Origin of the sequence: Pseudomonas sp. NKUCC02_KPG, assembly GCF_019345465.1 — a bacterium.
Lineage (GTDB): Bacteria > Pseudomonadota > Gammaproteobacteria > Pseudomonadales > Pseudomonadaceae > Aquipseudomonas.
Genome location: NZ_JAHKRC010000006.1, coordinates 45,020 through 66,239, shown reverse-complemented (window position 1 = coordinate 66,239; position 21,220 = coordinate 45,020). Strand labels below are relative to the sequence as shown.

Below are 21,220 nucleotides of genomic sequence, written 5' to 3'. Positions count from 1 at the left end.
TCGCCGCAGAAAATAAAAATCAAACAGGCACTTAATAATAAACCATGAAGGGTTTTAATATTATAGTTATGAATACAGGACATCTATCCCTGGAAGGTCATAATGTATCGCCTAACGGACATACTTGATCTTTGCGATTTTCGGTCGAGTTTTTCATGCGAGACAGTGGTGCAAAGAGTTATGAGTTGCACCATGTTGGCGCCATTTAATTGAATATCTGGCAAGAGTGAAAACGTACGTGAGGCCTCAGCACGCGCCGCAACAATCTGGCTGGGTAAGGATTACCTGTGACGACCACAACCAGGGGGAAACCTCTGTAGCTGAAAACGGCTACAGAGGCTGAGCTTATTTCGGTGAGTTGAGGTTCAGTGTGGGTGTCTCGTCGAAGAAGTTCCAAGGCTTGAGCAGTACGTGCACCCATTCGGTTGGCATGATCGGCCACTCCTCTGCGCGAGCCACGTGAGTGGTACCAGTGGTAAGCCACACCACATTGTCACTGCTTTCGATCGATTGGTTGTTGGCTGTGAATAGGCCCAGACCGGTATCCGTTGCAGAGCGATTCGGGTATTTACCTTCTGGATAGCGCTCCAGAGGATCGTAACGGGTCACCCATATCTGCTTGTCCATGAAACTCAGTCGATGGTACAGCCATTCGTCGCTACCGAAATTGGCGCCCTTGGCCACAGGGTGAGTCCCACCTGCATAAGGGATCAATTGGTAGGACACCGGGTATCCCATCTTGTTTTCCTTACTCGTGTTGCTGATCAGGCGAATAGTCGCGGGATCGAATTTTTGTGCAGCTTGCTGCTCAGTGCTGACCACCTTTTGGTCAATCTGCATGGTGCTGGAGCGCGGCCCGCCGCGGTCATTTTTGGCAACTACGGGATTAAGTTCGACCAGCGAGTTGTTTTCGCCATCTACGTCCATGTCCAGGCGGAAATTGTAGATGTGTTGGTGAGTGGTGCCGACAATGTTGTGGTCGATCAAGGTACCGTAGCGAGTGTCCTCTTTGGCAGTGGCGTCATGAATGGTGCTGGACTTCACACCTTTGACTGCCTCGATGCCAGTTGCACCTGCGTCGATACCGATCACACCGTTTTCCTGGAAGACCCAGTCAAAAATGTAGTCATAATTGCCGACGGTGCTGATCCATCGAATGACCAGTTCCCGGCGCTCGGTGCTGAGGTTGGGTTGGCCCATTTCCTGATGCTTGTATTCAGGTCCCGCATAGCGTTCGAATATCGCCATCGCGCGGGGGATATTGACGGGCGATCCGGCATAGTCGGCGATGGTCGCGTCAACAAACACCGCGTTCTGAGGCGCATCCTTGCCAGGCTGGATCTGGGAAGTGAGAGTCCCCATGCCGTAGTCTCCGGAATCGAGATAGGCTTTGAAGTACCAGCCCACGTCTGGATCTCCATAGGGCACGATCATGCCGCCCAGATTCCCTTCGTACATGACTTTGCGCTTCTTGCCCTGATCGTTATAGGTGACTGTGGAAATCACCGGGCCTACCCGCGAATCGAGTGCCAAATGCAGATCCCAGTTTTGCCAGTGAATGCTGTTGCCGGTGATCGTGTAGTTCTTGCCCTCGGGTTCGATGATCTCCAGTGGCTTGACGGTCGCCGCTTTACGCCCTCGCCCGTCGTAAGGCGTAGGTTTCATTGGCACCGGCACTATCACTCCATCTTCGATCTTGATCACGCTCTTGGTTTCCAGGTCGACGACGGCCACCAGGTTTTCGATCGGATGAGCCCAGTAGTTGCCATCGCCAACATCCAGATAGCTGACCACCTTAAGCAGACGCTGGTCCTGAACAAGGCCGTCTTTGCCATCAAAGTAGCCCACAGTGAGCGGCGTAGTGACGACCTTCTTGACGTCTTTGATGCCACGTTTGGCCAGCGCCTGAGCATATTCAGTGCTGCCTTCTATGACAGACTGCACAGTCGCGAAGTCGTCCAGCAAGACCATCCCGTGAACATTCCTGGTCGGTTCCCAACTCAGGAGTTTTTTGCTGCCCAGGTCTACCACAGCTTCGACGACGTGCCTGCCATCGAGCACGGTCACATCGGCCTCGCGAGATTGGCTTACGGGCTTTCCGGTATAGATAAAGTCCCAGACTTCGCTCTTTTTCGGCCCCCGGAGCGATATTGCCGTGAACCGGAAGTCTTTTTTAGAGTGCTCCGAAGCTTTGATCACCTCGACCGCCAACTTGATTTCGTCTGCACTCAAAGCATTAAGTGGATGAGGCCGGGTTTCGACGCTAAACGTTTTATCCAGGCCCGACTGGAATACTTCATTGATGAAGTTATTCGACATCAGTGCAGTATTTTTTTTGAAAACCACCGGAACGCTAAGCTCCAGTCTTTTGCCGTTAAGCATCGCCACTTTGCTGTTCGGCTTTACCTTGATATATGCCCCATCCTTGGAAATAACGAAGAGGTTGGCGTAGTCGTCCCATTTTACAGTGGCCCCAAAATTTTCCAGGGTCGACTTCAGGGGCACCATCTGCGCTGCGCCGCCATGTGCATGGGCGGTCGAGGCAAGGCCGGCAAGGGCTAAAGCCAAGGCCAGCGGAGCTAAATTAAATTGACGGCGTTTGAGTGTATGACTCATCAGTGAAGTCCTTAAAGTGCCCAGTAAAGTAATGAGGCATGTTTCTTTCGCCAACGGTTTTCTTGTTCAATTTTGCGGGCGAGCCAAACAGCGTTCTATGCATGAGAGCGAAGTAGTCGGGAGCCAGCAGGCACAATCACTGTAAGGTGAAGTTGTTGGCGTCCTTTAACACAAATTGGCAATTCATCACGCCAGGGGCTGGCAGTGATAGTTGCGCCAGAGCGGCGCACTAACTTGACGCAGGCATGCTGCAAGTTGGTGCTTTAAATGGCACTACTTGGTCCTTCAGCACGTATTGGGGGGGGGATTTTATTGGCATAACGCTTGCTAACAATTTGTAACATTTACCCGTTACAGAGTCCTGCCCGTAGAGGTTCCGCGTGCGTCAATCCCTTCATACAACCGATATTTTCGAGCATGCCAACGCATTGCCAGGCTGGCGTCAGCGCTATGACCAGCTCAGCTGCGGCCGCCTCCAAGGTTGGCTGGATGTGGTCCAGGCGGGTGAAGTTCAGCTGTTTCGTGAGCGTCTCAATCAGCAGGTTATCCAGCACATCTGTCTACCGCGCAATGCGGTCAACATATTGTTTCCGCTGGCTTGGCCTGCTGTGGATTATCAAGGGACGATGGCGGAAAAATGCGCAACAGTTTTGCTGCCGAACGACGAATATCGCGTCTTCACACCCGCGGGCATGGATGTGCTGTGCATGTCGATTCCCTATGCAACGTTACGCGGGCTGCTGGACGAAGCGGTGCTCGATGCATTGATGCAACTGGATCGGCCGAAACGCGTGTGCCTGCGAACACACCGCATGGCCCCTGGCATAGTGATGTTCAAGGCTTTGATGGAGGGCTCGCCGACCAGCTCGACATGGCAGTCGCTGACTCTCATGGCCGTAGAGTGGTTGGAGCGAGTGACTGATGCACCTCAGGAAACGCCGCGGCCTGGTACCCACAATTACATCGTTGAACGCTGTCATCAGTGGTTGATTGAAGAACCCGCAACGCCAACGAACGTGCTTGAGTTTTGTCGACGTTTGAAGGTGTCACGACGCACACTTCAATATAGTTTTCAGTCGGTGGCCGCGGTTACACCTGTGCAGTATCTGCGGTCGGTTCGCTTGAACGGTGCGCGCCGCGCATTGAAAGAGGACCCATATGCAAGCATTGCCGATATCGCCGAACGTTGGGGGTTTGGCCACTCGAGTTATTTCACCCTGGAATATCAGAAACTGTTTAACGAGTTACCGTCGGCTTTGCGCTGTCTTGAGCGAAGGTAACGCCTGCCATAGTGGCTCGCACATCACAGCTGCAGTGTCTTGGCCAAAGGCTGTAGTTGCGAACTGCGCGCCCGATCCCCGGTACTCTTTTATTCAAGCCACGCAGGATAAATAAGCGCAAACCGCTGACTTACCCAGCCGACAAAGCATGTACCTGCGGAGCAAGATGCGTTCTGCTCGGGTACAACACGAACGTATGGGTCGTCAGCAGCCGGGAGCGAACGTCCGCTGTTGGCCGTAAGAAGTTTTTTTCTTGCTAGTTATATATGGATATGCGTATATTCGGCATTCCGTATGTAGCGAGCCTCTCATGATCACTCCCACCAAACTCTTCAAGAGCCTGGCCGATGAAACCCGCGTGCGCGCGACCCTGCTGATTGCCGATCAAGGTGAGTTGTGCGTGTGTGAATTGATGTGCGCCCTTGATGAAAGCCAGCCAAAAATCAGCCGCCACCTGGCGCAATTGCGCAGCAATGGTTTGCTGCTTGATCGTCGTCAGGGCCAATGGGTCTATTACCGCCTCAATCCGGATTTTCCGGCCTGGGTTCACGACATCTTGCAAGTGACGTCCAGGGCCAACGCCGATTGGCTCAAGGATAACGCCGCCCGTCTACAAAACATGGATGGCCGTCCGGTTCGCGAAGCGACCTGCTGCTGACCCCGGATCAAGTGAGTCTTGAATGTTTGTCGCTATCGCTGTTTTCGTCTTCACACTCGTGCTGGTCATCTGGCAACCCAAAGGCCTCGGCGTCGGCTGGAGCGCTACCCTCGGCGCAATGACAGCGCTGGCGGTTGGTGTCGTCTCGCTACATGACATTCCTGCGGTGTGGGCCATCGTCTGGAACGCGACCGCCACGTTTATCGCGGTGATTATCATCAGTCTGCTGCTGGATGAAGCCGGCTTCTTCGAATGGGCTGCGCTGCATGTTGCGCGCTGGGCGAAAGGCAGTGGTTACCGCTTATTCGCGTTTTGTGTACTGCTCGGGGCGGCAGTGTCGGCGGTTTTTGCCAACGACGGCGCGGCGCTGATCCTCACTCCCATCGTCATGTCGATGCTGATCGCACTACGCTTTTCAGCTGCCGCAACCCTGGCGTTCGTTATGGCTGCAGGCTTCATTGCCGACACCGCGAGCCTGCCACTGATAGTGTCCAATCTGGTGAACATAGTCTCCGCTGACTATTTCAAACTGGGCTTTGCCGAATACGCGTCGGTGATGGTGCCGGTAAGCCTGGCCAGTGTCGCCGCGACCTTGCTGGTGCTCTTTGTCTACTTTCGCAAAGACCTGCCGCACCACTATGCGACGGATGCGTTACAGGAGCCCAAAGCAGCGATCCGCGATCGCGCGACGTTCATCGTCGGTGGCTGGACGCTGTTGATCCTGCTGGTAGGGCTGTTCGCCCTGGAACCGCTGGGCATCCCGGTGAGCGCTGTGGCTGCGGTCTGTGCGGCAATCCTGTCAGGCGTCGCCGCCAAGGGCCACAAAATCTCGACACGTCGCGTGCTGAGGGATGCTCCGTGGCAGATCGTAGTGTTTTCACTGGGCATGTATCTAGTGGTATATGGCCTGAAGAATGCCGGACTGACGGACTTTCTCTCCGAACTGCTCAACCGCCTCGCTGAACAGGGAATATGGAGCGCCACCCTCGGCACGGGGCTGCTGTCTGCGCTGATGTCGTCGGTGATGAACAACATGCCCAGCGTGCTGATCGGCGCGCTGTCGATTCAGGCCAGCGATGCGCAAGGGCTGATTCGCCAAGCGATGATCTACGCCAATGTCATCGGCTGCGACCTGGGCCCGAAAATCACCCCCATCGGCAGTCTGGCCACGTTGCTCTGGCTGCATGTGCTGGAGCGCAAAGGCCTGCGCATCACCTGGGGTTACTACTTCAAGGTCGGCGTCGTGCTTACCCTCCCGGTGTTGCTGATTACCCTGTCGGCGCTAGTCCTGCGCCTCAGTCTTTGATGTCCGCCCAATGCGCAAGGAAAACCCCATGCGAGTCCTGTTTATGTGTACCGCCAACAGCTGCCGCAGCATCCTTTCAGAAGGCATGTTCAATCACCTGGCACCGCCGGGATTCGAAGCGGTGAGTGCTGGCAGCTTCCCCAAAGGCCAGGTACTACCGCGCAGCCTGACTACCTTGCAACAGGCCGGTATCTCGATTGACGGCCTGTACAGCAAAGGCAATGACGCCTTCGAAGGCAATCCGCCGGACATCGTCATTACCGTTTGCGACAAAGCCGCTGGTGAAACCTGTCCGGTGTATTTCGGCCCGGCGCTAAAGTCCCACTGGGGGTTAGAGGATCCCTCCGAAGTGACGGCTGACGAAGCGGCAATTGACGCTGCCTTTCGCGCCACCCTGGCGCACATCGAACGACGATGCCGGGCCTTTCTTGATCTACCGTTTACCCGTCTCAGCCGCGACGAACTGAAAACCGAGCTCGACCGCATCGGCGTGCTTTAAGGAGGATATATGTCCGAACATCTGCCCAACCTCGACTCCACCCTGTTCGATCATTCCGGGCCATTGCTGATCGAGGGGCACAAACCGCGCATCCTGCTTCTCTACGGCTCGACCCGAGAGCGCTCTTTCAGTCGCCTATTGGTCGAAGAGGCCGAACGCCTGCTCGAACACTTCGGTGCCGAAACGCGCATCTTCAACCCGTCCGGTCTGCCCCTGCCTGACGATGTGCCAGTCGACCATCCCAAAGTGCAGGAGCTGCGCGATCTGGTGTTATGGTCCGAAGGCCAGGTCTGGTGTTCGCCGGAACGTCACGGCGCGATGTCGGCGGTGTTCAAGGCGCAGATCGACTGGATCCCGCTGGAGCTTGGCGCCGTAAGACCCACCCAGGGCAAGACACTGGCGGTGATGCAGGTGTGCGGCGGCTCGCAGTCGTTCAACGTGGTCAATCAACTGCGCGTGCTGGGTCGCTGGATGCGCATGTTCACCCTCCCCAATCAGTCTTCAGTTCCGAAGGCGTATATGGAATTCGATGAGGCCGGACGGATGAAAGCCTCTGCGTACTACGACCGCGTCGTCGATGTGATGGAAGAGCTTGTGAAGTTCACTGTTCTGCTGCGCGATCGGCAAGATTTTTTAGTAGATCGCTACTCGGAACGCAAAGAATCGGCTGAGCAACTGATGGCGCGTGTTAACCAGCGTTCAATTTGAGAAGGTGGCATGTCTTTTGAGTTAAAAAAACGGAGCGATTCAGTTCGCACAGCCGCCTTTTTCTCTTTGGCGATGCTTGCTGCTTGAAACCCGTCTGCACGCGCTACGGTGCGGTGTGAATGTCGAAAATCGATGATCGAAAGTCGTGGCTCCTGTACTGTCAACAGCGCGACTTTGGCAAAATGTTTGCCCGCTTTTACATGCGTCCCAAAACGGTTCTCAAGTGCATTGCCTTTAAAAACAGGTGCGGATACCAATGACGAATGCCAGGCCGGCCATCAGACTCAGCACACTTAGGCAAATAGCCCCCTACCTGAGCATGCGCGGGGTTTCGCCGCTGGAGTTCTTTCGGCGTTTTGGTATTTCCCCCCATGTTTTTCAAAACCCTGAAGCCTGGGTACCGCGAGCGGACTGTTTTCATATTGCCAACAAAATGGCCGCTATCGCGCAGGATCCCTTCGGCGGGGGGATGATCGGGCACCTCACAGATGTGCGCTCAACCGGCATGTGGGGCGAGTTGATATTGGGCTCGACCAACCTCGCTCAGGCTTGTGCAGCAGCGGCAGTCCATACGGATTTGTTACATCAGGGAAGCGAAGTCAGAATTATCACCGAAGGCCGCACGACGAAACTGATCCAGCACTTTACCGGGCACCACGGGGCTGATCCCAAGCAGGTCATTTTCGGCACACTGGCGGTACTTCGAAAAGTGCCGCTCATGTCCGGTGCGGCTGGTGCCATACGCGTGCATCTGAAAAACCCGAGAGAGCGCGGCGACGAGGCGCTGGAAGAATACCTGGGCCCGAACCTCGTCATGAACGCCGAGTACAACATGATCGAATTCGATCGTGAGTTGCTCGAAATCCCCCTGCAACCTGTAAAAGATGTCGCCTGGAAAATCACCCAGGCCTTGAAGTCGACCGCTGACGCAGCTGACGTGCTCGCCCGGCAGATAGCGGATCAGGAACTCTCCAAGCTGACGACTATTTCAAGAAAGATCGGGTTGTCTGTTCGAACCTTGCAGCGTCGACTTGAACATTGCGGCATCGACTTCGATGCTCTGCGTGACGAGACACGTCGCAGTGAAGCCCTTAAGTTGATTGCCACCGGCAGATACAGCGCGACTGAAGTTGCCTATATGGTCGGCTACAGCGATCCAGCGCACTTTACGCGGGCCTTCAAGCGCTGGACCGGGAGCCCGCCGTCGCGTTATCGCGCCCTGTTGAAACAAGACCTCTAACCCCCCTCCCCTAAATATTCCTCCCCTTTCCAAAGGCGCGTTCGCGTGCCTGCTCACTTTGTTTTTGGCACCAAATGGCAAGTTTGGGTCAAGGCGTTCTTATACAGTCGAAAAATTAACGCCCACTTATAAAAGCAAGAGGTTTAAATGTCCCATTCGTCCACGGCCTGCATCTTCGCAATAGCGCTGGCAGCGTTCGGAAGTGCCAACGCACAGTCGCACTCGGATGCGTCGATACCGGTGGGTGTAGATAATTTTACCCGTGCCGAGTCCGACCTCTACTTGGGGAAAATGGTCGCGACTGGCAGTTTGGGCCGGTTTGTTCATACCCGCGAAGCGGTGCCCATCGACGCCCAGAATGTGGTCCGGATGAATCGGGACACGCTCTATTCGTCTGCGGTTTTCGATCTCGATGCAGGCCCCGTCACGATCATCTTGCCTGAGGCCGCCGGACGGTTCATGTCGATGGCGGTGGTCAATGAAGATCACTACGTTCCTATCGTCACTTACGGCGCCGGCCGCCAGACACTGACGAAAGAGGCAGTCGGTACACGTTATGTGTTTGTCGCTGTGCGCACGTTCTTCGATCCCACGGATCGCAAAGACCTTGAAAAGGTACATGCGCTGCAAGACGCAATCACCGTCAGCCAGGCCAAGGTGGGGGAATTCGTGGTTCCGAAGTGGGACCAGGCCAGCCAGACAAAAGTGCGTGATGCCCTGGAGGTCCTGGGTTCGACTATTCCCGATTACAACCAGTCCTTTGGTCCCAAGGGCACGGTCAATCCCGTTCACCACCTTATCGGCACTGCCACAGGGTGGGGCGGCAACCCGGCCAAAGACGCCATTTACCTTGGCGGCGTGATGCCTGAGAACGATGGCAAAACCATTTACCGGCTCAACGTGGGAGATGTCCCCGTCAACGGTTTCTGGTCTGTCAGTGTTTACAACGCAGAGGGTTACTTCCAGAAAAACCCTTACGACGCTTATTCGCTGAACAACTTAACGGCCAAGAAAAATGATGACGGCTCGATTGTCATCCAGTTCGGTGGCTGTGACGGAAAGATCCCTAACTGCCTGCCTACTCCGCCCGGCTGGAACTATACGGTCCGTCTTTATCAACCGAGTGACCCGATATTGAACGGCCAGTGGCTTTTCCCAAAACCGCAGCCCGTCGCCCTCTAAATCAGCCATTAACTAAAAGTTCTGACGTCTTGCACCAAAGGAAACAATCAATGACGACCATCGGTGGTTCAAGCTTTTTCAAGCATCCAGCTCAGTTCATAACGGGGGCGACCCTCGCCCTCGCGATGGCACTGCCTGCACACGCCGACGACTCAGGCAGCGAGCCGTCTGTCACAGTCGGTGGCGGACTCGCCGTCGGCCCCTTGTACGAAGGCTCTTCACACTACGCCGCGTTCCCGTCCCTAAAACTCAAGGCGGTTTTGCCTACTGAAAACTGGGGCAAGTTTACCGCCTCATTCCCGGACGGCCTGCGCTGGGACTTGCCAGGATTGTCCCCTTTCGGGATCGCCCTGTTGCTGGGTTACGACCAGGGTCGCAAGGAAAGAATCCACACGCTGGGCGGTCGCGATGACTACCTGAGGGGAATGGGTAATCTGGACAGCACTGCGCTTGTCGGGGCGGAAGCGTATTGGGTCCTGCCGGGCGGTCGTCTGTTTGTTCGTGGCCTGCAAGCTAGCCAGAGCCGCAATTACGGTGGCGAAAGCCTTGGGCGTACCGCGTTCCTGGAAGCCGGTTTCGTCACAACCTACGCGCTGTCTTCAACATTGACCCTGGACTCGACCCTGTACGGCACCTGGAGCAATGAGAAAGACATGATGGCGCGCTTCGGCGTCACCGCCCAACAAGCGGCGCGAACCGGCTTCGACGAATACCACCCCGGTGGCGGCATGCGGGACGTGACCTTGAAGCTGGGCCTCACGTGGCAATGGCAACCACAGTTGGCGCTGGAAGGCGGCATCAAGACCTACGCACTGGTCTCCGACGCCCGCAACAGCCCGCTGACGGGTGAGAGCGTGGGCGCAGGCGCCTATCTGAATGCCCTTTACCGGTTTTGATAAGGGAACACTCGATGAAAACAGTACATAAGCAACTGGGGCTGGCGGGCCTGCTCTGGTCGGGGCTGGTGCTTGCCGACGATGCTGCCACCAAGGTCACGGACCCTCACTTCAAGCTGGCCCCAGGCTATCTACCTTCAGCAGACCTGCCCCTGGGCCTGGCGTTGCTGGGCGCCCCGCCAAAGCCCGACTCTGCGGCGCTGGCACGGGATGAGGAAGCACGGCGAGCAGCGCTGTCGCTACGCGGTACGGCCCGGGAGAAACTCGCTGCGACGGATGCGGAGCTGTCATTCCCGGGCCCGGCCAACGCATTCTCCTGCGCGATGGGTACGCCGATCACCGAGAAAAACACACCGCATCTTTATACCTTGATGCAGCGCACCCTGTCGGATGCGGGCGGCTCCACCTATGCCGGGAAGAATGCCTACAACCGCACCCGACCATTCGTGGCACACAACGAAGGAACCTGCCGCAAAGACATGGAACCGCTGCTGCGCACGGATGGCTCCTGGCCTTCCGGCCACTCCGCAGCCGGTTGGGCCTGGGGGCTGTTGCTGGCCGAGATACAGCCTGCGCGTGCAACCGAGTTGATGACCCGCGGGTTGTCATTCGGCCAGAGCCGGGTCATCTGCGACGCTCACTGGCAGAGCGACGTCGATGCAGGCCGCATCATGGGCGCTGCGACGGTGGCGAGCCTGCACAGCAATCCGACGTTCCTGGCGGATATGGCGGCCGCCAAGGAAGAGGTCAAGGCCGCGCAAAAAGCTGGCTTGAAGCCTGCACAGGACTGTGCGGCCGAGGCCGTGGCGCTCTCGCTGACCCAGCACTGATCGGGAAAACACCATCATGTACAGTGACAACACCCGCTCGGCTTTGCGGCGCAAGCACGCACGTCTGGCACTACTGGCTGGCGCCTTCATCGCAGCCGGGCCCGCGATGGCGGCAGACAACGAAGACTGGACGTTCAACGGCGGACCTTACCTATGGGGTGCTGGCATTCGTGGACACGTGGGTCATGGCAGTACTGGCACCCAGTTCATCAAATCCGATTTCTCCGACATCGCCAAGACGGTCGATATGTCGGTGATGCTGATGGGTGAGGCGCGTCGAGGCCCCTACAGCGTGCTCGCCGACCTGATGTACATCGACACCGACACCCGCAACCACCTGCCTGGGGGCGCCAAACTTGAGGTAGAAAGCAAGACAGCCTCCGGGTTCCTGGGTGGCGGCTACACAGTGCTGGGTGATGATAATCGTCGACTGGATGTCGCCGGTGGCGTGCGTGTCTGGTACAGCGGCACCACCCTCACCTTCCATGGTGGCCCCCTTGGTGGCTTGTCGGGCTCTGACAATGCGACATGGGCAGACGCGATGGCAGGCCTGCGCGGGCACTATGCCGTGAACGATCGATTCTGGTTGTCATCCTGGGGGATGGCGGGCGCCGGGCAGTCCCGGGAAGACTGGGACCTGGCAGCGCTTGCAGGCTGGGAGTTTTCCCCCGGGTTTTCGGCGGTGGCCGGTTACCGGGCGCTGGGGGTTAATTATCGTCATGACGGCTTTGTCTACGACATTGTCCAGAAGGGGCCGTTGCTGGGTATTAGTGGGCGATTCTGAGCCGCTCATCCTAAAGCTCCCACACAGCACAATCAGCTATCCGAGCAACCTCACATCTCTGCGTTGTGAGGTTTTCGCGTGCGCACAAAAAAGATTATTGATTCATTGTCAGGTGTTTTTTTTCAGCCTATCTTGATCAAAACCTATACAAAATATTTATCGCGTATAGGTATTTGGCTATAGAGATGAATTCGGTCATGGCTTCCTCTGTAATGCCGGGCGCCTTGGGTGATAGTCGACGACGCGGCAGGAATTCCTGCCGCTCTTGCAACGACGACAAACCTGTACGCGGGCTACCAGCCGTACAGGGCTCTGGTTCGAAACTTCACCTTCACCACCTGTGAATTTCAGGGAGTAAGGCAATGACCCGATTTCTGCTGTTATTGGCCTTGGCACTCAGCGTCGCGAGCTGCTCCAGTGTGGATGTCGCCCGTTATACGGATCAGCAACCGGCATTGGATCTGGAGCGTTTTTTCAGCCAGCCCGTCAAAGCCTGGGGGATATTTCAGAAACGCAGCGGTGAGGTTGCCAAGCGTTTCGAGGTCAACATCGCCAGCCGACGCGAGGGCAACAACCTGATTCTCGACGAGCGCTTCCTTTACAGCGACGGTACTCGCCAGCGCCGCGTGTGGGTCCTCACCCCTGAGGGCCAAGGGCGCTGGAGCGGTCGTGCGGATGATGTGGTGGGTGTCGCCAAGGGCCAAGTCGCTGGAAACACCTTGCACTGGCGGTATCGCCTGAACCTGCCAGTCGGCGACTCAACCTACGAAATGAGCATGGACGACTGGATGTACTTGATGGACGAGGACACGTTGATCAACCGCACCACTATGTCCAAGTTCGGGGTAGAGGTCGGCCAGGTGACGTTATTCTTCCGTCGCCAGGGCACGGGAGCGAGCCAATGAACCGGCCCTGGACCATGGCCTCCCTCGGGGACGGTTATCTCGCGCTGGTCATCGGCGCCAGTGGGGCCCTTGGCACGGCTTTTTGCGAACAGCTCAGACAGGATCCGCGCTGTGCCGGAGTTCGCGCCCTGGGGCGCCAGACCGTTCCCGAACTGGACCTTGAGCGCCCCGACACGATTGCCAGCGCCGCCACCGAACTGGCAGCCGAAGCGCCCTATCAACTGATCGTGCACGCTGCCGGCCTGCTCCATCGCGACCGGATCAAGCCGGAAAAAAGCTTCAGCGCGATCGAACAGGAGGCGCTGCAGGCCGTCTTTCAAGTGAATACGCTGGGCCCGGCGCTGGTATTGCGGCACTTTCTGCCGCTGCTCGAACCTCGGGGAGCGATGGCAATGCTTTCGGCCAAGGTCGGGAGCATTGGCGACAACCGTTTGGGCGGCTGGTACGCCTATCGCGCCTCCAAGGCGGCGCTGAACATGCTGATCAAGAGCGCCGCCATTGAACTGGCCCGCACTCGCCCGCAGAGCCGTTTGCTCAGCCTGCACCCGGGCACGGTTGTGTCAGGGTTGTCGCAACTTTTCCGCGGAGCCTGCAACGCCCGTCCGGCAGAGGTAGCCGCTGCCCAATTACTGACCTTGATTGACCAGTTGACGCCGGCCGACAGCGGCCATTTCTTTGCCTACGATGGAGAACGCCTGCCCTGGTAGGCAAGGAGTGAAACATGAACCTGCAAACCCTCACCGAACGTGCGGCCAACAGCGAAATACGCGAGCTGGAGTTGCTGTCAATCGAAGGTGGATTTTATCTGGCACGGGTCCGTCAGGATCACGGCCAGTTCACCTTGCTGGATGATGCGGCCCAGCCAATGCACCTGCGTTCGATCGCCCACCTGCGAGAATTGCTGCACGCCGTACCGGCATTTCCTTGCGTACTGGTGCAGCAATGCGTGCACGACGAAATGTGCGGCCGGGATGCAGGGCCTGTCGAGGCGCTGCGCATTCCGTTTTCGCTCACCATGCCATTGTGATTTGAACCACGCCGAGCATCACTGGATGAACGTTACCCGCCGGTTGTATAGTTTTCCATCCAGCGTTCAGCACGAACCATCGGCCCCCAAACACCTAATACTCTCAGTGCTCCGGCGCAACCATCCGAAAGCGTATGTCGATGTCATCGGAAACCAGGCTGTCGGACCACTCCCCGGCACCGACCTTGAAGTCACTGCGCTTGAGCACCAGCTCGGCGTCGAAAATGCCAATGGTTCGATCTGACTTCAGCAGCACCGGCACTGTCACCTCCCGGGTAACCCCCTTGAGTGTGAGGTTGCCCGTGATCCGGTAACGATTGTTTCCCATGTCCTTGATGCGGGTCGACTCAAAGATCGCCACGGGATAAGCCGTGGTATCGAACCAGGCAGGCTTTTGCAGCTCGGTGTTGGCGTCTTCGCTACCGGCGTCGATGCTGTCGAGGTCGATGGTCAGCCTGGCCCGGGCCGCCTCGGGGTGTGCGGTGTCGAATTCGAGAGTCCCGACAAACTTGCCAAAGGTGCCATAGACCCTCGATCCCATCTGGTTGAAGGTAAAACTCAGGGTGCTGGCCGCAGGATTTACGCTGCTGTATTCGGCGGCATCCACGCCGGGGAAAAAACCGAGGGTCACAGTAACAGCCAGTGCGGCGGAACGTAGAGATCGAGGGCTCATTGCATTCTCCAGGACCGGCCCCTTATGGGTCGACGTGTGTAGCAGTAGATAAACTCAAGCAAAGAATCGCCGTTTATTCCAGCCCGCAGACGGTTTAAAGCCCACGCTTTACCTGACGGCACACAAAAGCGACTGATGGCTCGCAAACACTTGTCATTGCGCAGCATCGTTGTCTTTTAAACAAGAGGGAGGATTGTTAGCCGCGATTAAACGTAAATTCCATCATGAACAGGACTAACGATTTAGTGAAATCAATTCATTGTCGCTCAATCTATCGCCCGGCTTAAAATACGTCTTAATGACAGGCACTCTACATTTTACTGAGAAAAAAACCAGACAACAACAGTGGTAAACACTGAAAAACAATAAACACATTCAGGACTTATCTCAGACATCAGGATGGCAAATTACAATGAACACCGCGTTCTCATTTACGATCAAGAGCCTTCGTTTCGACGAAGACTATCACCCCTCCGAAAATACGCGCATCACGACCAATTTTGCTAATTTGGCCAGAGGAAAGAGTCGCCAGGAGAATGTGCGCAACACGTTGAAGATGATCGACAACCGCTTCAATGCCTTGGCCCAGTGGGACAACCCTAAAGGCGATCGCTACACGGTTGAACTCGACATTATTTCCGTCGAGATGAACATCGACAGCGAAAACAGCAGCACTGCCATCCCTTTGATTGAACTCCTGAAGACCTGCATTATTGATCGAAAAACCAATGAACGCGTTGACGGCATGGTAGGGAATAATTTCTCTTCGTACGTGCGTGACTACGACTTCAGTGTGGCGTTGCCGGGGCACAATGAGGGCCAGTCCGCATTCAGCACGCCTGATAATTTTGGCGACCTCCACGGGAATCTGTTCAAGTGCTTCGTGAATTCAAGTACCTACACGGATAACTTCAAAAAATCACCCGTTATATGCCTGAGCGTCTCGAACACCAAAACCTACCATCGCACTGAAAACCAGCACCCCGTACTGGGCATTGAATACCAACAGGATGAATACTCTTTAACGGATGAATATTTCAAGAAAATGGGGTTGAAAGTCCGCTACTTCATGCCGACCAACAGTGTGGCGCCTTTGGCTTTTTATTTCTCTGGCGACTTGCTGGGTGATTACACCAACCTTGAACTCATCAGCACCATCAGTACGATGGATACTTTCCAAAAGATCTACCGCCCTGAAATCTACAATGCGAATTCGGCCGCCGGGAAACTCTATCAGCCCAGCTTGAAGCACCAGGACTATTCACTGACTCGAATTGTTTACAACCGAGAAGAACGTAGCCAGCTGGCTGTTGAGCAAGGCAAGTTTGTTGAAGAGCACTTTATCAAACCCTATCAGGCAGTACTTGAGCAGTGGTCGGCTAATTACTCTCTTTGACACCTAACATATTCAAGGTCTTCTAACATGAAAAAATTGCTACCCACTTCAACGGCTGGCAGCTTGCCTAAACCCGCCTGGCTTGCACAACCCGAGACACTGTGGTCTCCCTGGAAACTGCAAGATGAGGAGTTGGTCGAAGGCAAACAAGATGCCTTGCGACTGGCACTTCAGGAACAACAGCACGCGGGCATTGACATAGTCAGTGATGGTGAACAGACGCGCCAACACTTCGTCACCACATTTATTGAGCACCTCAGCGGTGTTGATTTCGAGAAGCGTGAAACCGTCAGGATTCGTGATCGCTATGATGCGAGCGTACCGACGGTCGTGGGCGCGGTTGCTCGCCAAAAGCCGGTTTTTGTCGAAGATGCCAAGTTCTTGCGACAGCAAACCAGTCAACCTATCAAATGGGCGCTGCCGGGCCCCCTGACCATGATCGATACGCTTTATGACAATCACTATAAAAGTCGCGAAAAACTGGCTTGGGAATTCGCCAAGATCCTCAATGAAGAAGCCAGGGAATTGGAAGCTGCCGGTGTCGACATCATCCAGTTTGATGAGCCTGCCTTTAACGTGTTCTTTGACGAGGTGAATGAATGGGGGGTGGCGACCCTGGAAAGAGCAATTGAAGGCCTAAAATGTGAAACGGCTGTGCACATTTGCTATGGCTATGGCATCAAGGCCAATACCGACTGGAAAAAAACCCTGGGGTCCGAGTGGCGTCAGTATGAGGAAGCCTTTCCCAAGCTGCAAAAATCCAGTATCGATATCATCTCGCTGGAGTGTCACAACTCTCATGTTCCCATGGACCTGATTGAACTCATTCGCGGTAAGAAAGTGATGGTGGGGGCCATTGATGTGGCCAGCCATATCATTGAAACACCCGAGGAAGTTGCCAACACGTTGCGCAAAGCACTTCAGTTCGTCGACGCCGACAAGCTCTATCCTTGCACCAACTGCGGCATGGCCCCCCTGCCTCGCCAGGTAGCAAGAGGCAAGCTGAACGCATTAAGTGCAGGCGCAGACATCGTTCGAAGAGAACTCTTGAACCAGCGCTGAGTTAAAGCCGCAAGTGGCGTACGGGAAGCGGACTGTCGGGCCCGCTTCCAGCACTGGGCACCGCTCTAGTCAGCCGACATTCACGGCTACTTCAGGCCTTTTCTCACGCTCGGGTTGCACCCCATTTTCAGGACTTGCCATGTCACTTCCCAACACGACTATCGAGCCATTGAGCTTTCGCGAAGCGCTCGGGCATTACGCATCCGGTATCACGGTGATTACGTCACACCTTGATGGCGAGCCGATAGGCTTCACATGCCAGTCGTTCTATAGCGTGTCGACGAGCCCGCCGCTGGTGTCATTCAGCGTCATGGCCAGTTCGGCCAGCTATCCAAAAATTCGTCAGGCTGGCCGATTCGAAGTCAATATCCTGTCGGGCGAGCAAGTCGGGATCTCCAACCAGTTCGCTCGCAAAGGCACGGACAAGTGGCACGCCGTCGAGTGGCAACAATCGCCGCTGGGTAATCCGATCATTGCCGGGAGCCTGCACTGGCTGGATTGTAAAATTCACGCCGAACATGCCGCCGGTGATCACCTGATCGTGATTGGCGAAGTGAAAGCGTTAAGCCTGCAAGCAACTGCAGTTACGCAGCCACTGCTGTATTTCAAAGGGCAATATTGCAACATCGCCACCCAGAGCGCTGTTTGAGGGGTTACCTGCGCTGCCCTTCGTTATCCCTCCATCCATCAAGGATCTTTCTGGCCGCGAGCGCAGGTACATCTGCGTATTACTCCTTGGGCTGCCAGGCGGTTGAACCCGCCGCCGCCTTGAACTTGCTGCGATTTTCAGTCGTTGCAGGCGGTTCAGAGTCGCCAAAAATCGCCTTGAGCCAATGCCCGTCGGTAGGGTTCGGGAAGATGATGAACTTGCGACCGAACTGCTCTTTATCTTCAGTCATCAGGCTCAGGCGTTGCTTGACGTCGGCAACGTAATACTTGCGTTTGAAGTCGTTGAGGTTGTCACCCAGCATCACGACCACGTCAAAATCTTTGGCAATCTCCAGCTGTCGGGGTTCTTTGTTGGAGCTGTCGCGATAAACCGTCAGGTGCTTTTCGTCGGCAAAAGGCAGTTTGTTTTTACGGAGATTTTCCAGGGCATATTGAAAGGTATTTTCCCCTTGATCACGGCTCGTGACATAGAAAACCTCTACACCCTTGGAGTGTGCGTAGTTCAGGAACTCCAATGCTCCGGGTGTGGCAACAGGGCCATTGTCAGCAACCCATTTGTCCCACGCGCCGTCATCAAAAAACTCTTTTCCCGAGTTGATCATGTAACCCCAGTAGCTGTTGCTGCCCAGAACGGTGTCATCGACATCGCTGATGACAGCCAAAGGGCGATCCCCCTTCTTGTGAGCCTGGAGTGCTCGATCGAGTTGCATCCTCGCTACATTGAAGCCCTGATAGTAAAGCGCTTCGAACTCGGCAGCCGTTTGCTTCCAGGCGACTGCGGCAGTCAATAGATTGGAAGGAGCAGCGGTGCTCTCCTCGGCAAAGGCTTGTGTTCCCTGAAGCATCAGAAGCGAGATGAGCAACGGTGTGGCTAGCGTTCGATTGGTTTTTATTTTCATTTTCTGGCCCGGACCACGAGGATTGAACAACTTGGACAAACACGCCAGGGAGTTCTACATCAGCCAAAGTTTCAGCTCAATGTGGGTGTCGCGTTTCTGGCTCAATGAGGCGTAATACCCTCTTTTGCCACTGAGTCACGGGCCTTGAAGAGACGCCTGAGGTTCACATGCTCGATCCGTCCATGACTTATGTCAGTAGCCAGCGTCCGACCTGATCCGGGCCATGCTCCTTTTTCCAGGCCTGAAGCATCTTGTGATTGCCCCCCTTGGTCTCGACGACTTGATGGGTATGCGGGTTCAGGTAACGCTTGATAACCCGGGCAGTGCGCCGGGCCTTGCTCACACCCGCGCCATTGTCGGTTGCACGAGCATCAACCGGTTCAAGCAAAGCCACGATCTGATGGAGGTTGACCCCGTACGCCTCCATCAGTGTGCGCAACTTGTGTTCAAACTCGGCTTCGACCTGAAAGGACTTGTCGTTCTTGAGCGCCTCCAGGACCCGCTGTTGTTCAATGATCTGGCGTTCGAGGTCCCGGTATCTGGCAACTTTAGACATTGGCTTATGCTCTCTGGATAAATACGGTGACGTGACAGGTCAAGGGGGAAACTCCCCCTGGCCCCTGCTGTTTCAAGTAATGATTTTCGTCATCGACACCCGAAGTGTATGTGACAGTGACTCACGACACCTGACACCCCTGAAATCAATAACGCTTGCGCCCGTTTGAAACAGGCAAGTACAACCACCTGTATCAACAGATACAAAAAACAGTCAACACTCAGCGGCCAAACAACAACCTCATCTTATAGAGTTACTCACCAGTCCCTCTATGAAGAACTCTATGTGTCCTCGCGGACTGTTTGAAATTGGCCAGGCATCGATCTTTTGAGCAATGGCCCTGAATGCCTTTGCGCTCTTGGAACGAGGAAAGTTTCGGTAGACGGCTCGTTGTATATGCGCAGCCTTGCGGACCTCCTGGTCGTACGGAATGGCCCCCACATACTGCAACGTTACGCTTAAAAAGTTATCCGTAATCTTGACCAGCTTTGCGAACAGCCTTTGGCCGTCCATTGGATGGTGCTGCATATTGGCCAAGACCCGAAAACGGCTGATGCCATGGTCTCGATTAAGCAGCTTGATAAGCGCATACGCGTTGGTAATCGAGGTCGGCTCGTCACACACCACCAGCAAGACTTCCCGGGCAGCCCGAACGAAGCTGACTACCGATTCACCGATACCCGAAGCGGTATCAATCACCAGTACATCGAGCGTGTCAGCTATGTCGCTGAAGACCTGAATCAAGCCTGCGTACTGAGCTGCAGACAAATGCGCCAGGCTCTGATCACCTGACGCGGCATGGGCAATGAGCACCCCGCCAGGCCCTCGCATCAACACATCGGTCAACTCGCAGCGGCCCTCGATCAGATCGGCAAGGGTGTACCGCGGGTTAAGCCCCAGCAGAACACCTATATTCGACAATCCCAAGTCAGCTTCCAGCAATACAACCCGCTTGCCGAGTTCTGCCAGCGCCAATGAGAGGTTAACCGCTACAACGGTCTTGCCTACGCCCCCCTTGCCGCTTGTAACGGCGATAACTTGTACAAAATGTCCGCCCTCCATTCTTTTCATTCCTTCCTTGTGTGACGCGTGAACACTCTGCAAAGCGAGGGATAACTAAATAAACTTAACCGATACCCCTGATTGACTTAGTTCGACTTTAGTCACTGAGACGTGAAGTTGGATTTACTGTATGTCACGGTAAACCAGCGCTTCACCCACCTGCCCCAAGTAGCCTGACGAAAAATAATGATCGCCGTCAGCATCGAGCAACCTGCCCTGCAGGATGGCCTGACATTTAGCCACAAAAGCGGCTGCCCACTGTGCTTTTATTGTTAACAAGGGTCCCAACACCCCGCAAAAGCTGTTCAATCAGTCCTTAACCGGCCAGGAGTCCACACAAAACATGTGTGCCATAACGGCTAATCTATAAAAAAATAAAACAAAAGAAAAGCCATATAAAACAAAATCCGGCCACGGGACATCAATAAGACATTTGAATGGCGCCAACAACCCGTCAATTCAAACACATAAAATAATAGATAACCGTCAAGCAGGTTACAGATCAGCAAGTTTAGTATTATCATCAACCCGGCTTCTTGTCCGGCACTGCACACCGACCTTTCTGAAAACCATTAACTCGAAGAGCACGCCACGCTTCCTGGTGCCGAACAAAACAAGACATTAATTAACATCCTTATTAGTAGACCACCCCGTAATGAACACTGTTTTACCCGTCTAAAAAACAACGCCAATGCAACTACAACCATGGACGGGCTTATGGACTCTGCAAACACCCCTCATTCCTGCCAACTGACGCATTATGTATCAGGCGAATCCCATCCCATTGAGGCAGCTATATGACCAACGTACCCGGACATGGCTGGATGTGGGCATATCGCAAGATGCGCAGCCTGTTGTGCCCGCCGCTGTCCTCTGCCTACAGAGCAACGCTGTATGCACTTCGAGGCGACACAGGCACTTTTTATAACAACCGCACTTATCAGAAAATCCGTCTCCGCCGGTAACTGCCCG

General features: G+C 55.2%; 21 protein-coding genes. 16 read left to right on the top strand and 5 right to left on the bottom strand.

All coding sequences use genetic code 11. The annotated features are described in order from the left end of the window. Positions 1-345: 345 nt before the first annotated feature. Positions 346-2,616: a primary-amine oxidase gene (gene tynA / locus KO536_RS09830; protein WP_219261780.1), complete on the bottom strand. Its 2,271-nt coding sequence runs from the start codon at positions 2,614-2,616 to the stop codon at positions 346-348. 380 nt (positions 2,617-2,996) lie between these two features. Here tynA and KO536_RS24440 point away from each other — a divergent pair, with 380 nt between their 5' ends. From KO536_RS24440 to KO536_RS09765, 13 genes are all read left to right on the top strand, one after another. Further along, a complete protein-coding gene (locus tag KO536_RS24440) occupies positions 2,997-3,896 on the top strand; it encodes a helix-turn-helix domain-containing protein (RefSeq protein WP_219261779.1) in 900 nt (299 codons plus the stop codon). Between the two features lie 310 nt (positions 3,897-4,206). Next, a complete protein-coding gene (locus KO536_RS09820; protein ID WP_219261778.1) occupies positions 4,207-4,554 on the top strand; it encodes a metalloregulator ArsR/SmtB family transcription factor in 348 nt (115 codons plus the stop codon). 22 nt (positions 4,555-4,576) lie between these two features. Further along, positions 4,577-5,860 carry an arsenic transporter gene (locus tag KO536_RS09815; RefSeq protein ID WP_219261777.1) on the top strand — a complete coding sequence of 428 codons (1,284 nt, stop codon included), beginning with the start codon at positions 4,577-4,579 and terminating at the stop codon, positions 5,858-5,860. Positions 5,861-5,888: 28 nt separating this feature from the next. Then, on the top strand, positions 5,889-6,359 hold the full coding sequence (locus KO536_RS09810; protein WP_219261776.1) for an arsenate reductase ArsC: 471 nt from the start codon (positions 5,889-5,891) through the stop codon (positions 6,357-6,359). Positions 6,360-6,368: 9 nt separating this feature from the next. Further along, on the top strand, positions 6,369-7,067 hold the full coding sequence (arsH, locus tag KO536_RS09805) for an arsenical resistance protein ArsH (protein ID WP_133078648.1): 699 nt from the start codon (positions 6,369-6,371) through the stop codon (positions 7,065-7,067). Positions 7,068-7,323: 256 nt separating this feature from the next. After that, positions 7,324-8,307 (top strand): AraC family transcriptional regulator, encoded by a 984-nt coding sequence (locus KO536_RS09800; protein ID WP_219261775.1) that lies wholly within the window; start codon positions 7,324-7,326, stop codon positions 8,305-8,307. Positions 8,308-8,454: 147 nt separating this feature from the next. Continuing rightward, positions 8,455-9,489 carry a DUF1254 domain-containing protein gene (locus tag KO536_RS09795; protein WP_219261774.1) on the top strand — a complete coding sequence of 345 codons (1,035 nt, stop codon included), beginning with the start codon at positions 8,455-8,457 and terminating at the stop codon, positions 9,487-9,489. A gap of 50 nt (positions 9,490-9,539) precedes the next feature. Continuing rightward, on the top strand, positions 9,540-10,385 hold the full coding sequence (locus tag KO536_RS09790) for a MipA/OmpV family protein (protein WP_219261773.1): 846 nt from the start codon (positions 9,540-9,542) through the stop codon (positions 10,383-10,385). A gap of 14 nt (positions 10,386-10,399) precedes the next feature. After that, positions 10,400-11,215, top strand: a complete 816-nt coding sequence (locus KO536_RS09785; protein WP_219261772.1) for a phosphatase PAP2 family protein — start codon at positions 10,400-10,402, stop codon at positions 11,213-11,215. Between the two features lie 16 nt (positions 11,216-11,231). Next, the gene (locus tag KO536_RS09780) at positions 11,232-11,999 is read left to right on the top strand and encodes a hypothetical protein (protein WP_257622873.1); all 768 of its coding nucleotides are present in this window, start codon (positions 11,232-11,234) and stop codon (positions 11,997-11,999) included. A gap of 362 nt (positions 12,000-12,361) precedes the next feature. After that, positions 12,362-12,904, top strand: a complete 543-nt coding sequence (locus KO536_RS09775) for a DUF3833 domain-containing protein (protein ID WP_219261771.1) — start codon at positions 12,362-12,364, stop codon at positions 12,902-12,904. Then, positions 12,901-13,611, top strand: coding sequence for an SDR family NAD(P)-dependent oxidoreductase (locus KO536_RS09770; protein ID WP_219261770.1), 711 nt, complete (start codon positions 12,901-12,903; stop codon positions 13,609-13,611). Before KO536_RS09775 ends, KO536_RS09770 begins: the two co-directional genes overlap by 4 nt. 14 nt (positions 13,612-13,625) lie before the next feature. Then, entirely contained in the window at positions 13,626-13,931 is a 306-nt protein-coding gene (locus tag KO536_RS09765) for a DUF6482 family protein (protein WP_219261769.1), read from the top strand. A gap of 103 nt (positions 13,932-14,034) precedes the next feature. Here KO536_RS09765 and KO536_RS09760 read toward each other — a convergent pair whose 3' ends face one another. After that, positions 14,035-14,604 (bottom strand): YceI family protein, encoded by a 570-nt coding sequence (locus KO536_RS09760; protein ID WP_219261768.1) that lies wholly within the window; start codon positions 14,602-14,604, stop codon positions 14,035-14,037. 412 nt (positions 14,605-15,016) lie between these two features. Here KO536_RS09760 and KO536_RS09755 point away from each other — a divergent pair, with 412 nt between their 5' ends. The 3 genes from KO536_RS09755 to KO536_RS09745 all read left to right on the top strand — a co-directional run bounded on the left by KO536_RS09755 (position 15,017) and on the right by KO536_RS09745 (position 17,711). Next, positions 15,017-16,000, top strand: a complete 984-nt coding sequence (locus KO536_RS09755; protein ID WP_219261767.1) for a DUF1852 domain-containing protein — start codon at positions 15,017-15,019, stop codon at positions 15,998-16,000. 27 nt (positions 16,001-16,027) lie between these two features. Beyond that, positions 16,028-17,062, top strand: a complete 1,035-nt coding sequence (locus KO536_RS09750) for a methionine synthase (RefSeq protein WP_219261766.1) — start codon at positions 16,028-16,030, stop codon at positions 17,060-17,062. A 139-nt stretch (positions 17,063-17,201) separates the two neighbouring features. Beyond that, complete coding sequence (locus KO536_RS09745; protein WP_219261765.1) at positions 17,202-17,711, top strand: flavin reductase family protein; 510 nt, start codon at positions 17,202-17,204, stop codon at positions 17,709-17,711. Positions 17,712-17,790: 79 nt separating this feature from the next. On the opposite strand, the gene KO536_RS09740 is transcribed toward KO536_RS09745, so the two are convergent. The 3 genes from KO536_RS09740 to KO536_RS09730 all read right to left on the bottom strand — a co-directional run bounded on the left by KO536_RS09740 (position 17,791) and on the right by KO536_RS09730 (position 20,248). Beyond that, positions 17,791-18,630 carry a 5'-nucleotidase, lipoprotein e(P4) family gene (locus KO536_RS09740; protein WP_219261764.1) on the bottom strand — a complete coding sequence of 280 codons (840 nt, stop codon included), beginning with the start codon at positions 18,628-18,630 and terminating at the stop codon, positions 17,791-17,793. 187 nt (positions 18,631-18,817) lie between these two features. Then, complete coding sequence (locus tag KO536_RS09735) at positions 18,818-19,186, bottom strand: histone-like nucleoid-structuring protein, MvaT/MvaU family (RefSeq protein WP_219261763.1); 369 nt, start codon at positions 19,184-19,186, stop codon at positions 18,818-18,820. A 240-nt stretch (positions 19,187-19,426) separates the two neighbouring features. Continuing rightward, positions 19,427-20,248 (bottom strand): MinD/ParA family protein, encoded by an 822-nt coding sequence (locus tag KO536_RS09730; protein ID WP_307876322.1) that lies wholly within the window; start codon positions 20,246-20,248, stop codon positions 19,427-19,429. Positions 20,249-21,220 lie beyond the last annotated feature (972 nt).

Coding starts and splice junctions, on each gene's coding strand:
- tynA (WP_219261780.1), bottom strand. CDS start 2,616: ATGAGTCATACACTCAAACGCCGTCAATTTAATTTAGCTCCGCTGGCC.
- KO536_RS09820 (WP_219261778.1), top strand. CDS start 4,207: ATGATCACTCCCACCAAACTCTTCAAGAGCCTGGCCGATGAAACCCGC.
- KO536_RS09815 (WP_219261777.1), top strand. CDS start 4,577: ATGTTTGTCGCTATCGCTGTTTTCGTCTTCACACTCGTGCTGGTCATC.
- KO536_RS09810 (WP_219261776.1), top strand. CDS start 5,889: ATGCGAGTCCTGTTTATGTGTACCGCCAACAGCTGCCGCAGCATCCTT.
- arsH (WP_133078648.1), top strand. CDS start 6,369: ATGTCCGAACATCTGCCCAACCTCGACTCCACCCTGTTCGATCATTCC.
- KO536_RS09800 (WP_219261775.1), top strand. CDS start 7,324: ATGACGAATGCCAGGCCGGCCATCAGACTCAGCACACTTAGGCAAATA.
- KO536_RS09795 (WP_219261774.1), top strand. CDS start 8,455: ATGTCCCATTCGTCCACGGCCTGCATCTTCGCAATAGCGCTGGCAGCG.
- KO536_RS09790 (WP_219261773.1), top strand. CDS start 9,540: ATGACGACCATCGGTGGTTCAAGCTTTTTCAAGCATCCAGCTCAGTTC.
- KO536_RS09785 (WP_219261772.1), top strand. CDS start 10,400: ATGAAAACAGTACATAAGCAACTGGGGCTGGCGGGCCTGCTCTGGTCG.
- KO536_RS09780 (WP_257622873.1), top strand. CDS start 11,232: ATGTACAGTGACAACACCCGCTCGGCTTTGCGGCGCAAGCACGCACGT.
- KO536_RS09775 (WP_219261771.1), top strand. CDS start 12,362: ATGACCCGATTTCTGCTGTTATTGGCCTTGGCACTCAGCGTCGCGAGC.
- KO536_RS09770 (WP_219261770.1), top strand. CDS start 12,901: ATGAACCGGCCCTGGACCATGGCCTCCCTCGGGGACGGTTATCTCGCG.
- KO536_RS09765 (WP_219261769.1), top strand. CDS start 13,626: ATGAACCTGCAAACCCTCACCGAACGTGCGGCCAACAGCGAAATACGC.
- KO536_RS09760 (WP_219261768.1), bottom strand. CDS start 14,604: ATGAGCCCTCGATCTCTACGTTCCGCCGCACTGGCTGTTACTGTGACC.
- KO536_RS09755 (WP_219261767.1), top strand. CDS start 15,017: ATGAACACCGCGTTCTCATTTACGATCAAGAGCCTTCGTTTCGACGAA.
- KO536_RS09750 (WP_219261766.1), top strand. CDS start 16,028: ATGAAAAAATTGCTACCCACTTCAACGGCTGGCAGCTTGCCTAAACCC.
- KO536_RS09745 (WP_219261765.1), top strand. CDS start 17,202: ATGTCACTTCCCAACACGACTATCGAGCCATTGAGCTTTCGCGAAGCG.
- KO536_RS09740 (WP_219261764.1), bottom strand. CDS start 18,630: ATGAAAATAAAAACCAATCGAACGCTAGCCACACCGTTGCTCATCTCG.
- KO536_RS09735 (WP_219261763.1), bottom strand. CDS start 19,186: ATGTCTAAAGTTGCCAGATACCGGGACCTCGAACGCCAGATCATTGAA.
- KO536_RS09730 (WP_307876322.1), bottom strand. CDS start 20,248: ATGGAGGGCGGACATTTTGTACAAGTTATCGCCGTTACAAGCGGCAAG.